Raw genomic sequence first — 13,760 nt, forward strand, 5'->3', positions numbered from 1 at the left:
GCAATCATGGTTTTTTGGCAACCAAATGGCAAACGACATAGTTTGCAAAGTCGCGAAAACATATCCGGCGCGTGGTCGGCGTCTCCGCAGTCGGCGCTCAATCCGCCTGCACGTCTTGCCAGGAATCGAATGTCGCAGCTTGACCGCGACGGCATCCGCTGCGGTCGACGAGATCCCAGACGATGGCGTTCTCGATATAGAAACGCCGCCCTGACTTGGCAATGCGAAGTCCGCGGTAGTCGGCGATAAAGCCGTTGGCCGCCACGGTATTCAACAGCCTGTCACGTTCCGCGCGATCAGGTGCCCCCGCCGAAAGGCGCGATGGCAAAGTGATGAACTCTTCCCATGAATATTCAAAACAGGCCTGGGCGGCGCGGTTTGCGTAGATAAAGCGCGGATCGGCGGCGGTGTTGTGAGCAAGGACAACGGCCGGCGACTGGTCGTAAAGCCATTCAGCACCCCGGCCTTCCGGCGTCAGGCGGCGTCCCACGCTTCGTTCGAAGCTGTCCTCCATCAATGCGTAAAATTCGAGATCGTAAGACAAGTCGAGTCCGGCGTCGTTGTAGTTGGCAATCATGCTGCGCATCCTGGATTGCGGCGAGATGTTGAAGTGATGTTCTCGCTACAAAATCCTTTTGCGCTACAGAAAGTGCAAGCTCCAAATGCGACGCGGTCAAGCTGGCGACCGGGACTTCAGGCGTCATCCTGGAGGTAGCGTTCCGCGAGCCTTGCCCACATGGCTGCGCCAACCGTCAGGCTGGCATCGGCGAAATCATATTTGGGGCTATGCAGGATGGCGGAATTCATGCCGTTGCCGAGACGCAGGAAGCTGCCCGGCTTGTGCTCGAGAAAGTGCGAGAAATCCTCGCTGCCGGGAATGAGCGGGCAGGTCGCGACCTTGTCTTCGCCGATCAGTTCCGCCGCAACGATCCGGGCAAAATCTGTCTCATCAGGCGAATTGACGACGACAGGATTGCCGCGATCGTAGTCGATCTCGATCGAAGCATTGTGCCCTTCTGCCACCGAGCGGGCGAGCTTGGTGATGCGTTCCTGCAGGAGGTCGCGAATGCCGGGCTCGAAGGAGCGCACGCTCAATGCGAGCTTGGCATACTCAGGAATGACGTTGACTGCATCGCCGGCATGGATCGTGCCGACGGTAATGACCGCGGTCTGGGTCGGGTCGAGGTTGCGCGAGATGATCGTCTGCAGCGAGACGACGAGGTTGCACGCCACGACCACGGGATCGACGGTCAGGTGTGGCCGCGAGGCATGGCCGCCTTTGCCCTTGATGGTAATCTCGACGGTATCCGACGCCGCCATCATCGGACCGGATCGCAGCAGAATGGTGCCTTCCGGAGCACCGGGGTGGTTGTGGAGGCCAAAGATTGCGTCGAACGGAAACCGGTCGAACAGGCCGTCGGCAATCATCGCCTGAGCGCCGCTATTCTTGCCCGCCTCTTCCGCGGGCTGGAAGATCAGCGTCACCGTGCCGTTGAAGCGGCGGGTACGGGCGAGATAGTCGGCCGCGCCGAGCAGCACGGTCGTGTGGCCGTCATGGCCGCAGGCATGCATCTTGCCGGGGGTGCCGCTGGCATAGGCAAGTCCGGTTTCTTCAGCGATCGGCAGCGCATCCATATCGGCGCGGATGGCGATGCCCTTGCTGCCCTTGCCGGCGCTGAGGCGAGCGACAACGCCGTGACCGCCGACATTGCGGGTCACGTCATAACCCCAGCCTTCCAGCTTTTCCGCGACAAAACGCGCCGTTTCCGCTTCTTCGAAGGAAAGTTCCGGATGGGCATGCAGGTGCTGGCGGGTCGCCTTCAGCTCCGCCTCCATGGCTTCGAAATCGGAAAGGCGGGCATAGGCATTGTCGAGCGTGGGCATGAAAACATCCAGTTTTGATCGAAAAGGGCATGGCTCCGGCCCGACGGTCGAAGCAGCGAGCTGACACCGGTCAGAGAAAACGGGCGAGAAAAGCCTGGGTCCGGGGATGTTGCGGATTGCCGATGACATCCTCGGGCTTGCCCATTTCGACGACATTGCCGCCGTCCATGAACACGACCCGATCGGCCGCCTCACGGGCGAAACCGATCTCGTGGGTCACGACGATCATCGTGAGGCCCTGTTTGGCGAGATCGCGCATGGTGGCCAGCACTTCGCCGACGAGTTCTGGGTCGAGCGCAGATGTCGGCTCGTCGAACAGCATCAGCTTCGGTTTGATCGCCAGGGCGCGGGCGATGGCGACGCGCTGCTGCTGACCGCCGGAGAGCTGGCGGGGATAGCTCCCCGCCTTTTCCGACAGGCCCACCCGCTCCAAAAGCCGCATCGCGTTCTCGGTCGCGGCCTTGCGATTTTCTCCGTGCACGCCGATCGGGGCCTCGACGATATTTTGCAGCACCGTCATATGCGGGTAGAGATTGAACTGCTGGAACACCATGCCGATCTTGCGCCGCTGGCTGGCGATCTTGTTGCTGGACAGCTTTTCCAGCCGGTCCTTGCGGAGGCGATAGCCGATCTGCTCGCCATCGACTTCGATGAACCCCTTATTAATCGCTTCGAGATGGTTGATGCAGCGCAGGAAGGTCGACTTTCCCGACCCGGACGGGCCAAGCACCACGACGACTTCACCCGGCATGACGTCGAGGTCGATCCCTTTCAGCACTTCGAGCTGGTCGAAGGACTTGTGGACGTTGCGGGCTCTGACGAGAGGCTTTGCAATTTCGGCACCGGTCAATGGCTTGCCTCCTCGGCAAGGGTCTCGGATTTGGCGGCAGCGGCATTGTTGCGCCGCTCGCTACGGCCGTAATAGGCTTCGATATAGCTCTGGCCGAGATTGAGGATGGAAGTGATGAAGAGGTACCAGAGGACCGCGACCAGTAGCATCGGCACGATCTCGAAGGTGCGATTATAGATCGACTGGACGGAATAGAGCAGATCGGCCATGGCGATGACGCTGACGAGCGAGGTTGCCTTGATCATGCTGATCAACTGGTTGCCCGTTGGCGGCACGATCGAGCGCATCGCCTGCGGAATGATGATCCGCCACAGCGCCCTCGCCTTGGTCATGCCGAACGCTTCCGCCGTCTCGAACTGGCCGCGATCGACCGAGAGCAGGCCGCCGCGAATGATTTCGGCCATGTAGGCCGCTTCGTTCAAGGCCAGGCCGACGATTGCCGCCGTCATCGGCGTGATCACCGAATTGGTCTCCCAGCTGGCGAGCGTCGGGCCGAACGGAATGGTAATCGAAAGTTCGGGAAAGAGGGTCGAGAGATTGTACCAGAAGATCAACTGTACCAGGAGCGGCGTGCCGCGAAAGAACCAGATGAACAGCGATGCTAGCGACCGAGCGAGCCGGTCATTCGACAGCCGGGCGATCGCCAGTCCGAGGCCGAGCACGATGCCGATGGCCATCGCGACCACTGTCAGGCCCAGGCTGACGTAAAGGCCGTTGATAACAGTCGGATCGAAGAAATAAGCCGCGACGACAGGCCAGCCGAAATTCTCGTTATGGGCGACGATCCACAGGAAGTTCGCAGCAATCAGGAGCACGACCACCCACAAGAGGAGCCGACCCGTTTGAAAGGGCTTGTGGGCATGAGCAACATCGCGGAAGTCCGCACCGCCAGACGACGATGCGGCAGTCGTGCGGTCATTGCTCATTTCGGCAGAGCTCCACCAAGATTGAGACCGGGCTGCTTGATCATGTTGTTCTCAAGACCCCACTTCTTCATGATGGCGGCATAGGCGCCGTTATCCATCAACGCCTTGATCGAGTCGAGCAGAACGGGGCCGAGCGGCGAGCCCTTCGGCACGACGGCGCCCTGATAGAGGTCGTCGAAGCCATTCTTTTGGCCGACGCCGCTCAGTTCCAACTGGCCGTTTGCCTGAGACACGAAATAGGTCAGCGGCGCCTGCGAGGAGAAGAAGGCATCGGCGCGTTTGGAGCGGACCGCCAGGATCGAGCTCGGCTGGTCGGTATAGGACTGCACTTCGAGTGCAGGCTTGCCGTCCGTCTTGCACTTTTCGACCTGGGCCTGGATCACCTTTTCGGCGGAGCCGCCGGCCATGACGGCAATGCGATTGCCGCAGGCGCTGTCGAGCGAAGCGATGGCCTTCGGATTGCCCTTCTGAACGGAGAAGACCACGTATTCCTGAACCCAATCGACGAAATCGTTGGCCTCTTCACGGGTTTTGAAGTCACCGATCGGGCCGAAGGCGAACTGGTATCGGCCGGAATTGATGCCGGCGAGCAATGCGGTCAGTCCACTGACGGTTTCGTGCTCGATCTCGACGCCGAGCATCTGGCCGATCGCATCAGTCAGGTCGGCGCTGGCGCCGGTCAGTTTCGTGCCGGTGACGATCTCATAGGGAGGAAAGGAACCGTTGTTGACGGAGACCATCTTGCCGTCCGTGCGGATCTTCTCCGGCAGGCGGGCGCGAAGCGCGTCGTTGACGGTCTGTTTTGGCACGGCCGTTTCCTCAGCGAAGACCGACGTCGTCATCATCAGACCCAGCAGGGCGGCGGAAGCGATCAGTTTCGAATGCATGTCATTCCCCTTTTTTTGGTTTGCAAAAATGGTGATTCAACGATGAGGCCTGCGAAGAGTTTCCCCTGGCCTTGGTCATCGCGCCTCGGCGTGCCACGGAAACAACTCGGCGGGCGTCAGAAGGCGCGGCATGATTTTCTGTTCGTAAAGTTCTTCGGCAAAATCGGCGATCATTGCCTCGTTCTCGGCAAGCCCGCTGATGTTCCAGCTTGGCGGCAGGTCGGCCGCGCAGCGGCGCAGTTCGTCGATCATCCAGGGCGTGGTGTCGGCGTATTTCTCGCGCTTTTCCAGCCACAGGCGCTGAGACTCGTCGATCAGCTCGCTGAGTTCATCCATGATCCAGGGATGCTCCTGGACGATATCAGCCTTGAAGCCGATCAGATGCATGCCCGGGATATAGCCGACGTCGTGGAAATAAGTGACTTCAGCGGCGCGGAAATCATCCAGCACCTGGCGGAGCGGCGATTCCTGATCGAAGAAACCCTTCGGCATGAAAGGCGTGAACACGGCATCGAGCCCGCCATCCAGCAGCAGATCGACCATCGGACGCTCACCGGGAGCGGCCTCGATGCGGCCGGGCCGTCCAAAACCATCGAGCCGGTCGGCGATCGGATGAGCTTCCGTCAGGCGCCCGGCATACCACATGGCATCCTCGACGCCGACACCTTCCCGGCGCAAAGCGGCACGGGTCCAGATATTTCCGGAATCGCGCCAGCCGGTCACGCCGATATTCTTGCCGGCCAGATCAGACAGCGTGCGGATCGGACTGTCCTTGGTGGTGATGATGCAGCGATGGCGGAAGCCGCGCATGATGAAGTTCGGCATGCCGACGATCCGATCATCGCCATCATGACGCATCTGCGAATAGCGGCTGAAGGACAGTTCCGCGGCGTCATGCGCCGCATCATCGGCGAGGCTGGAGACCAGCGTGCTCACGCGATCCACTTTGATATCGAGACGGGTAGAACTGACGTCACCGAGCACAAGCGGTGTCATGTAATCCCAGTCTCGAAGGGCGATGCGAAGCGTCACAGGCATGCAAAAACTCACTGAAATGGCTCGACGAGGGGCAAATTAAATGTTCAAAATAGAGAGCACAAATGTTATTACGTTATTGAACATTTAAAGTGAGAAAAAAATGGGCGACACAGTCGAAGCCTCCTGGTTTGCCGAAAAAATAGCCGACCGCAGCATCCGGGGGATCGCTCTCGAAACGAGCGCGCTGATCCGTGCCGGCGTCCTGCCGATTGGGACGCGCCTGCCGGCGATCCGCGATATCGCTTACGAATTGCATGTCAGTCCGGCGACGATCTCCGAAGCCTGGAGCGATTTGCGGCGGCAGAAGATCATCAGCGGCCGGGGACGCAACGGCACCTGGGTCAGTGGCGACCGCTTTGTCGCCAAGCCGGAACGCCTCGCCAGCTCGGGAAACTATAGGGCAGGTGTGCTCGACCTTACCTTGGCCGGGCCGGATGCAGCACTTCTTCCGCGCCTGGCCGAAGCAATGGCCTATGGTGCGTCCGTCGATGACCTCAACAGCTATGAGCGCAGCCGGATCGTGCCTGAGTTGAAGGACGCCGTTTCAGAGCGATGGCCCTATGAGGCGGAAGCCTTTCTGGCCACCAATGGCGGTTACAACGCCGTCTATACGATATTGCATGCGCTGGTCTCCCCGGGCTCCTCGGTCGCGATCGAACATCCCACAGCCATGCGACTGCTCGATATTCTGGAAGATCTCGGCGTGAAAATCATCCCTGTCGCCTGCGACGACGACGGCCCCCTGCCGGCTTCGCTCAGCGAGGCATTGCGGCAACGTCCGGCGGCTTTCCTGTTCCAGCCGCGGCTGCATTCGGTGACTGGCGTTACGGTCAGTTCATCCCGCCTCGATCAGCTCGGCGATGTGCTGGAAGACAGCGATACGCTTATCATCGAGGACGACGGCGTCGGTGACGTGTCGACGGCGGCTCCGCAGTCGCTCGGCGGCCGATTTGCGGAGCGGACGATCCATATCCTGTCACTCTCGAAAAGCCTCGGCCCGGATCTGCGTCTCGCGGTCCTGTCGAGTTCCGCGCCAATCGTCGACCAGATCCAGTCTTACCGTTCCTTCAGCGCCGGCTGGACCAGCCGTATCCTGCAAGGTGCCGCCGCCTGGCTATTACGCGATCCGGCAACCTGGCAGCTTATCGGCGAGGCGCGCGCGATCTATCAGCAGAGGCGGGACGCTCTTGCCGATGCCCTCAGCGAACGGGGAATACCCATACCGGCTGGCCAGGGCCTGTGCCTCTGGGTGCCCGTCGTCTCCGAACCATTCGCGATGGTGACGCTCGCCGCCCGCAATATCGCCGTCAATCCGGGCAGCAAATTCTCCGTCCTGCCAAGCAGTCATATCCGTGTCGCCACCAGCACGCTCAATGATCGCTGTGAGGAAGCCGCCGACGCGATCGCGCTGGCTCATGCGCCGTGAAAGGCAGGGGCCGCAGGCCATGTCTCCGATCCCCAGCCATTCCGCGCAGGTCCGGGACTACTTTCCATCAAGCCACTCCTGCAGCTCTGCCTCGGCCCGCTCCAGAGCGCTGTAGTTCAGGAGTTTGCGCAGGAAAGCGACCGTGACGGCGCGGGCGCGCAGATTGAAGCGGCCGTCCTCGTGGTCGTCGCCGCCGCTCTGGTAGACGTCGAGCTTGTCGTAGAGCTGCTGCAGGCGGTTCTGCACGCTGCGCAGCGAAAGGCCCCGACGTTTGGCGATGGCCCGGTCGGTAAGGCCGAGGGCGATATCGACGAGGATCTCGTATTCGGAATCGGTAAAGCCGTTCGTCTGGCCGAGGCTCTTCTGCTGCAGGCCCCGCACCTCGCGGTCGATGACGCACTGGCTCTCGATGAAGATCGAACGCAGCGCAAGCTTCAACCGCTCGTCGGAGGCGGATTTCAGCACATAGCCGTAGGCGGCGCCATCCGGCACGATGCGGGAGACCCCGCGCACATAGGCCTCGTCCGAATAATTCGACCAGAACAGGATGCGGGTCTCCGGCCGCTCCTTCCAGATGGTGCGCGCCGCCTCGATGCCGTTGCGGTTCGCCATCTGCAGATCCATGACGATATGCGCCGACTTGTGGTCGCGGGCGAGCTTCTCGCCGACGGTCCCATTCTCCGCCTCGATCACCGTATCGCATTCCGGCAGGGCCGCATTAACAGCCTCGTGCAGGTAGGACCGGTGCAGCGGGTCGTCCTCGACGATCAGAACCTTCATGGTGCCCTTCTCCTCAGTTTGGCCCGCTCGGCGGGTCGTTCGGTACGAGCGGTAGCACGACGCGCACCACAGTCCCGTGATTGTTGTGGCCGGGCCCGGTCGTGAAGCGCGCCGAAATCAGCCGCGCACGGGTCTTCATGTTGTCGATGCCGCCGCCGATCCGTCCCCGCGCCTTGGTGAGCCCGGTCCCGTCGTCGGAGATTTCGATCGACAGCCGCTCCTCGTCGGCCTCGAGCCGCACCGTGACGGCCAGGGGCGCGGCATGACGCACCGCATTGTTGATCGCTTCCTGGGCGATCCGAAACAGCGCGACGCTGACGGTCGGTTCCAGTCGCTCCAGTGCGCCGTGCGTCTCGTCGACAAGGCCCCATTCGATCCCCGATCCGCTGTCGCGGGTCGATCGGTCCAGATGATGTTCGATCGCTTGGGCGAGGCCGAAGAGCTGGAGCACGGAGGGTTTTGCCTGCTCGATGATCTGCCGCAGATCCTGCATGCAATGCTGCAGGGAACGGGAGATCGGCTCCAGCGTCTCGGGCGCCACCTCGCCGTGGCGCGACAGCCGATCGATCCGGCGGGCGAGCCGCGTCAGGTCGGCGAGCGTCTGGTCGTGCAGGTCCATGCCGATGCGCTGGCGTTCCTGCTCCAGGGCTTCGGTAAGCTTCAGTGCACCTTGCCGCAAGCCCTCCTCGCGGGCGCGGGCCTCTGCCTCGACAATGGCCGAGCGTTGCGCCTGCTCGGCCGCCTGCAGCGCAAAGAAATAGGGCGTCAGCAGGTCGGCGATGATGCGGGCGCGTTCGATATCCTCCATCGTATAGACGCCCGCCCGGTGCGACGAGCAGGAAAGCGCCGCGATGATCGTGCCCTGCACCTTCATCGGCACATGCAAGCGGCTCCTCAGCGACTGTTCGACGATCGGCCGCTTGAACGCGCCCTCGAAGTGGAAACGCGGGTCGGTCATGGCGTCGTCCGCCAGCAGAAAGTCCACCTCGCCCCAGAGCAGCGCGCGGATGGGGCTGTTGACAACAGGCGCACCGGCAAGCCCGCCCCAGGCGGTCTCGATGCCCGTCTCGTAGGCCGTGTGATAGTTGCCGCCCTCAAGCAGCACGCAGACATCGAGGTGGTCGTGCGGGATGATATGGGCGACCTCGGCCGCGACGGAACGGATAGCCGAGCGGAAGTCGAGCTGGCCCGCGAGCAGCCGGGAAATGCCGAGATAATGGTCGAACATGGCTGCGGGTACGAGATGCAGCATCGTCAGTTCCTCCCCGAGGCGGCAGCAGGCTCCTCAACCCGCCGCGACCCTTCGCAGTAAGCGCCCGCGGAAGCGCCGCCGTCTTGCGTAAACCCGCAGCTTGTTGCGCAAATCCCGCAAACGGATTGCCGCCTTGCCCCTGTACAGGCCGATCGATCTCCCGCATCCTGCCCTTACTGAGAGGAGGAAGCTCAGTGCAAGAACAATTTTCACTCGGACCCAATTGGGCCGGCAGGAGTGAAGCGATCCGCCGACCAGCGCGATCATCAGGGAGGAAGACATGACAATCCGTAAGATGCTTCTGGCATCGGCCGCTATTGCTTGCGCCGCGATGCCCGTTTCCGCCTTCGCCGAGACATCGGCCAAGAAAATCGCCCTTTCCAACAACTATGCCGGCAACTCATGGCGCCAGGCCATGCTGACGAGTTGGGGCAAGGTGACGGGGGAAGCCGTGAAGGCCGGCACCGTTGCCGCAGCCGACCCTTTCACCACCGCCGAGAACCAGGCGACGGAACAGGCCGCGCAGATCCAGAACATGATCCTGCAGGGTTATGACGCCATTGTGCTGAACGCCGCCTCGCCGACGGCGCTGAACGGTGCGGTCAAGGAAGCCTGCGATGCCGGCATCACCGTCGTGTCCTTCGACGGTATCGTCACCGAACCCTGCGCCTGGCGTATCGCCGTCAACTTCAAGGAAATGGGCCGCAGTGAGGTCGAGTACTTGTCGAAGAAACTTCCGGACGGCGGCAACCTGCTCGAGATCCGCGGCCTTGCCGGTGTCTTCGTCGATGACGAAATCTCGGCCGGCATCCATGAGGGTGTCAAGCAGTTCCCGCAGTTCAAGATTGTCGGCTCCGTTCACGGCGACTGGGCGCAGGACGTGGCGCAGAAGGCTGTTGCCGGTATCCTGCCCAGCCTGCCCGACATCGCCGGCGTGGTAACGCAGGGCGGCGACGGCTATGGCGCCGCACAGGCGATTGCCGCAACCGACCGGAAGATGCCGATCATTATCATGGGCAACCGCGAGGACGAACTGAAGTGGTGGAAGGAGCAGAAGGACGCGAAGAGTTACGAGACCATGTCCGTATCCATCGCGCCAGGCGTCTCCACACTCGCTTTCTGGGTGGCACAGCAGATCCTCGACGGCAAGGAAGTCAAGAAGGACCTCGTCGTGCCCTTCCTGCGCATCGACCAGGACAATCTCGAAACCAACCTCGCCAATACCCAGGCCGGCGGCGTCGCCAACGTGGAATACACGCAGGCAGACGCAATCAAGGTCATCGAGTCGGCAAAGTAATTCTCCCGGCGACTGCCGCGCGGCCGCAGAAGGTCGCGCGGCATTTTTTCAAGCAGGCATGGCGGGCAGCATGGATGACGTTTTGAAGGCGGTGATCGCCGTCGATGGCGCCAAGGTAAGTTTCGGCGCGGTCAGGGCGCTCGATGGCGTGACCCTTCGCGTCATGCCGGGCGAATGCGTCGGGCTTGTCGGGCACAATGGCGCCGGCAAGTCCACCATCGTCAGCGTCATCAACGGCGGTCTCACGCCGCATGAAGGAAGTGTGGCGAGCGACGGCGAGCGGCTGGAGCGTTATGGCATCAACGCGGCGCGTGCCCGCGGCGTGCGCTGCGTCTTCCAGGAGCTTTCGCTCTGCCCCAACCTTTCGATCGTCGAGAACACGCGCATCATGCATCGCCATCTCGGCGGCTTCGGCTGGCGCAGGCGTGCTGCAAACATCATCGAGACGAGCCTCGACGCGGTCTTTCCCGGCCACGGCATCGACAGCAGCCGGGCCGTCGGAGATCTTTCGATCGCCGAGCGGCAGATGGTCGAGATATCAATGGCCTTTTCCGACGCCGGCATTCCCCCGCGGCTGGTGATCCTCGATGAACCAACTTCGTCGCTCGATGCAAGCCTTGCCCGGCAGATGCTCGACCATGTCCGCCGCTTCATTGCCACGGGCGGGTCCGTCATCTTCATCTCGCATATCCTGCATGAGATCCTCGAAACCTCCGATCGCATCGTCGTCATGAAGGACGGCCGCGTCGTCGCCGAACGCCCGGCGCAGGGCTTCGACCATCACGGCCTCGTCGAAACCATGGGCACCGTCGCGAAGGAGGAGACCGGGCAGCGATCAGTGCGCGAACAATCCACCGCTCCGCTCATTCTGTCCCATCAGGCGAAGGGCCTTTCCTTTGCGGCCCGCAAGGGTGAGATCATCGGACTGGCGGGGCTGGCGGGCCATGGGCAGACCGAACTCCTGCTTGCCCTGCATGCCACCCAGTCCGGCAACTGGCTGCCCGAGCGCGATCCGCTCGTCACCTTCGTCGCCGGCGACCGCCGCCTCAACGGCGTCTTCGAACTCTGGAGCATCCTGCGCAACTTCTCCATCGCCTCGCTCGGCGACCTGTCGCGGCGAGGCCTCATCCTCGCGGACGAAGAGGAGACGAAAGGCGCCGACTGGAAGCGCAGGATCGAGATCCGCACCCCCGATATGGACAACCGCATCCTGTCGTTGTCAGGCGGCAACCAGCAGCAGGTCCTCTTTGCCCGCGCGCTTGCGACGCGCGCACCTGTTGTCCTGATGGACGATCCGATGCGCGGCGTCGATGTTGGCACCAAGCAGGAGGTCTATGCGATCATCCGCGAGGAAGCGGCGCGCGGCCGCACCTTTATCTGGTACTCGACCGAAATGGACGAGGTCCGCCTCTGCGACCGCGTCTACGTCTTCCGCGAAGGCCGCATCACCACCGAACTCGCCGGTGATGCCGTCAACGAGACGAGTATCATCGCCGCCTCCTTCGAGGGGGCCGCCGCATGACGTTCCGGCTGTCGTCCGACGCCCTGCGACTTGCCATTCCCGCCCTGTCGCTGACGCTGCTGCTCGCCGCCGTCTTCTGGCTGCAGCCGCGCGCCATGAGCTATGTCGGGCTCAACCTGCTGTTCAACCTGGCTGTGCCGATCGCGCTTGCGACGATCGCCCAGATGATCGTGATGGCGGTGAACGATCTCGATCTCTCGATGGGCGCCTTCGTCAGCTTCATCGCCTGCGTCACCGCGACCTTTCTGCGGGATGCCCCGGTGACCGGCGTGCTGATCCTTGCCGGCGCGATCGCAACCTATGCAGCGCTCGGCATCGTCATCTATCTGCGCGACCTGCCGTCCATCGTCGTGACCCTTGGCATGAGCTTCGTCTGGGGCGGCCTCGCCGTCCTGCTGCTGCCGGCACCGGGCGGGCAGGCGCCGGACTGGGTGCGCTGGCTGATGACCGTGAAGCCGCCGCTGGCGCCGATGGCGATCGTCGCCAGCATCGTCATCGCCGCCGTCGCTCATCTTCTCGTCATGCGGTCGTCGCTCGGCGTGCTGATGCGCGGCATCGGCGGTAACCAGCGTTCGGTCGAGCGCGCCGGCTGGTCGATTGTCGGGGCGCGCGCTGCCGCCTACGGTCTTGCCGGCCTCTTTGCGGTGCTCGCCGGCATCGCCCTCGTCGGCCTGACCACCTCGGCCGATGCCAATATCGCGCTGCGCTACACGCTGCTGTCGATCGCCGGCGTGATTCTCGGCGGCGGCGAGTTCATTGGCGGCCGCGTCTCCCCGATCGGCGCCGTCATCGGCGCGCTGACGCTGACGCTCGCCGGCTCGTTCCTGTCCTTCCTGCGCATCTCGCCAGACTGGCAGATCGGGGCTCAGGGCGCGATCCTGATCATCGTGCTGGCACTCCGCCTGATGCTGAACCGCCTGGAGAAGCGGGAGAAACGCCGATGACCCCGCTCCTTCGCCTATTTCGTAAACCCTGGATCTGGTCGTGGCTTGCCGCCTTTGTCGTCTGGTTCCTGACGATCATGGTGACGCTCGGCGCCAGCACGCTTGGCCTGTCGCAGGCAGCACTCACTTTCGCGGCCTTCTCGGTCATCGTCGGCATTGGCCAGATGTTCGTGATCACACTCGGCCCCGGCAACATCGATCTCTCGGTTCCCGCCACCATGACGCTTGCCGGCACGGTGGCGCTGAAGCTGATGAATGTCGAAAACGGCATGATCCTGCCGGGCCTTCTCGTCGCCATCGTCATCGGTCTTGTCGTTGGTCTCGGCAACTATGCGCTCATCAAGGCGCTGCGCATTCCGCCGATCATCGCCACGCTGTCCATGAGCTTCATCGTGCAGTCCGCCGCGATCTGGACGAACCGGGGCTTGCGCATCAAGCCTCCGAGCGTGCTGGCGGAATTCACCACGTCGAAAACGCTCGGCGTGCCGAATGTGGCAATCGTCGCATTCCTCATCTCGCTGCTTGCCTGGTTCCTGCTCGAGAAGACGATCTACGGACGCTGGATCTCGGCGATCGGCCAGAGCATGCCGGCAGCGCGCATGGCCGGCATACCGGTCGACGGCACGCGTTTCGTCACTTATCTCTTCTGCGCCGTGCTCGCTTCGGTCGCAGGCTATCTGCTCGCCTGCTTCTCCGGCGGCGCAGCGCTCAACATGGGCTCGGAATATCTGCTGATGTCGATCGCTGTCGTCGTGATCGGCGGCACGGCAGTCGCCGGCGGCGATTCCAACGTGCCGGGGATCTGGGGCGCATCGCTCTTCATGTTCCTGGTCGTCTCCATGCTCAATACTTATGGGTTCGGCGCGGGCATTCGCCTGATCATGACCGGCCTCATCATCATCAGCGTCATCATGCTCGCCGGCGGTCGCCGGGCCGGCATGCGATAAACGGGAA

At 62.6% G+C, this 13,760-nt stretch carries 13 protein-coding genes; 5 read left to right on the top strand and 8 right to left on the bottom strand.

What is annotated here, in order from left to right:
* Positions 1–97: 97 nt before the first annotated feature.
* From C3Y91_RS09525 to C3Y91_RS09550, 6 genes are all read right to left on the bottom strand, one after another.
* Positions 98–577, bottom strand: a complete 480-nt coding sequence (locus C3Y91_RS09525) for an MEKHLA domain-containing protein (protein WP_130665677.1) — start codon at positions 575–577, stop codon at positions 98–100.
* Positions 578–693: 116 nt separating this feature from the next.
* Positions 694–1,884 carry a M20 aminoacylase family protein gene (locus C3Y91_RS09530; protein WP_130673711.1) on the bottom strand — a complete coding sequence of 397 codons (1,191 nt, stop codon included), beginning with the start codon at positions 1,882–1,884 and terminating at the stop codon, positions 694–696.
* A 70-nt stretch (positions 1,885–1,954) separates the two neighbouring features.
* Positions 1,955–2,734, bottom strand: coding sequence for an amino acid ABC transporter ATP-binding protein (locus tag C3Y91_RS09535; RefSeq protein ID WP_024321502.1), 780 nt, complete (start codon positions 2,732–2,734; stop codon positions 1,955–1,957).
* Entirely contained in the window at positions 2,731–3,660 is a 930-nt protein-coding gene (locus C3Y91_RS09540; RefSeq protein ID WP_027688055.1) for an amino acid ABC transporter permease, read from the bottom strand. Before C3Y91_RS09540 ends, C3Y91_RS09535 begins: the two co-directional genes overlap by 4 nt.
* Positions 3,657–4,547, bottom strand: a complete 891-nt coding sequence (locus C3Y91_RS09545) for an ABC transporter substrate-binding protein (RefSeq protein WP_130656412.1) — start codon at positions 4,545–4,547, stop codon at positions 3,657–3,659. Before C3Y91_RS09545 ends, C3Y91_RS09540 begins: the two co-directional genes overlap by 4 nt.
* Positions 4,548–4,622: 75 nt before the next feature.
* Positions 4,623–5,585 carry a substrate-binding domain-containing protein gene (locus tag C3Y91_RS09550; RefSeq protein WP_131614440.1) on the bottom strand — a complete coding sequence of 321 codons (963 nt, stop codon included), beginning with the start codon at positions 5,583–5,585 and terminating at the stop codon, positions 4,623–4,625.
* A 100-nt stretch (positions 5,586–5,685) separates the two neighbouring features.
* Here C3Y91_RS09550 and C3Y91_RS09555 point away from each other — a divergent pair, with 100 nt between their 5' ends.
* Complete coding sequence (locus C3Y91_RS09555; RefSeq protein WP_130665681.1) at positions 5,686–7,011, top strand: aminotransferase-like domain-containing protein; 1,326 nt, start codon at positions 5,686–5,688, stop codon at positions 7,009–7,011.
* 57 nt (positions 7,012–7,068) lie between these two features.
* Here the strand turns inward: C3Y91_RS09555 and C3Y91_RS09560 are convergent, their stop codons facing one another.
* Complete coding sequence (locus C3Y91_RS09560; RefSeq protein WP_130656409.1) at positions 7,069–7,791, bottom strand: response regulator transcription factor; 723 nt, start codon at positions 7,789–7,791, stop codon at positions 7,069–7,071.
* Positions 7,792–7,804: 13 nt separating this feature from the next.
* A complete protein-coding gene (locus C3Y91_RS09565) occupies positions 7,805–9,043 on the bottom strand; it encodes a GAF domain-containing sensor histidine kinase (protein ID WP_130676345.1) in 1,239 nt (412 codons plus the stop codon).
* Between the two features lie 280 nt (positions 9,044–9,323).
* Here C3Y91_RS09565 and C3Y91_RS09570 point away from each other — a divergent pair, with 280 nt between their 5' ends.
* The 4 genes from C3Y91_RS09570 (at position 9,324) to C3Y91_RS09585 (ending at position 13,753) form a co-directional block, all read left to right on the top strand.
* A complete protein-coding gene (locus C3Y91_RS09570; protein ID WP_024321508.1) occupies positions 9,324–10,340 on the top strand; it encodes an ABC transporter substrate-binding protein in 1,017 nt (338 codons plus the stop codon).
* 70 nt (positions 10,341–10,410) lie between these two features.
* Positions 10,411–11,862: a sugar ABC transporter ATP-binding protein gene (locus tag C3Y91_RS09575; RefSeq protein ID WP_168575273.1), complete on the top strand. Its 1,452-nt coding sequence runs from the start codon at positions 10,411–10,413 to the stop codon at positions 11,860–11,862.
* Positions 11,859–12,806, top strand: a complete 948-nt coding sequence (locus C3Y91_RS09580; protein ID WP_130656405.1) for an ABC transporter permease — start codon at positions 11,859–11,861, stop codon at positions 12,804–12,806. Before C3Y91_RS09575 ends, C3Y91_RS09580 begins: the two co-directional genes overlap by 4 nt.
* Positions 12,803–13,753: an ABC transporter permease gene (locus C3Y91_RS09585; RefSeq protein WP_024321511.1), complete on the top strand. Its 951-nt coding sequence runs from the start codon at positions 12,803–12,805 to the stop codon at positions 13,751–13,753. The genes C3Y91_RS09580 and C3Y91_RS09585 overlap by 4 nt, the downstream gene beginning before the upstream one ends.
* The last annotated feature ends 7 nt before the right edge of the window (positions 13,754–13,760 follow it).

It is taken from the genome of Rhizobium ruizarguesonis, assembly GCF_012349115.1.
Taxonomy (GTDB): Bacteria; Pseudomonadota; Alphaproteobacteria; order Rhizobiales; family Rhizobiaceae; genus Rhizobium; species Rhizobium ruizarguesonis.

Coding starts and splice junctions, on each gene's coding strand:
- C3Y91_RS09525 (WP_130665677.1), bottom strand. CDS start 577: ATGATTGCCAACTACAACGACGCCGGACTCGACTTGTCTTACGATCTC.
- C3Y91_RS09530 (WP_130673711.1), bottom strand. CDS start 1,884: ATGCCCACGCTCGACAATGCCTATGCCCGCCTTTCCGATTTCGAAGCC.
- C3Y91_RS09540 (WP_027688055.1), bottom strand. CDS start 3,660: ATGAGCAATGACCGCACGACTGCCGCATCGTCGTCTGGCGGTGCGGAC.
- C3Y91_RS09545 (WP_130656412.1), bottom strand. CDS start 4,547: ATGCATTCGAAACTGATCGCTTCCGCCGCCCTGCTGGGTCTGATGATG.
- C3Y91_RS09550 (WP_131614440.1), bottom strand. CDS start 5,585: ATGCCTGTGACGCTTCGCATCGCCCTTCGAGACTGGGATTACATGACA.
- C3Y91_RS09555 (WP_130665681.1), top strand. CDS start 5,686: ATGGGCGACACAGTCGAAGCCTCCTGGTTTGCCGAAAAAATAGCCGAC.
- C3Y91_RS09560 (WP_130656409.1), bottom strand. CDS start 7,791: ATGAAGGTTCTGATCGTCGAGGACGACCCGCTGCACCGGTCCTACCTG.
- C3Y91_RS09565 (WP_130676345.1), bottom strand. CDS start 9,043: ATGCTGCATCTCGTACCCGCAGCCATGTTCGACCATTATCTCGGCATT.
- C3Y91_RS09570 (WP_024321508.1), top strand. CDS start 9,324: ATGACAATCCGTAAGATGCTTCTGGCATCGGCCGCTATTGCTTGCGCC.
- C3Y91_RS09575 (WP_168575273.1), top strand. CDS start 10,411: ATGGATGACGTTTTGAAGGCGGTGATCGCCGTCGATGGCGCCAAGGTA.
- C3Y91_RS09580 (WP_130656405.1), top strand. CDS start 11,859: ATGACGTTCCGGCTGTCGTCCGACGCCCTGCGACTTGCCATTCCCGCC.
- C3Y91_RS09585 (WP_024321511.1), top strand. CDS start 12,803: ATGACCCCGCTCCTTCGCCTATTTCGTAAACCCTGGATCTGGTCGTGG.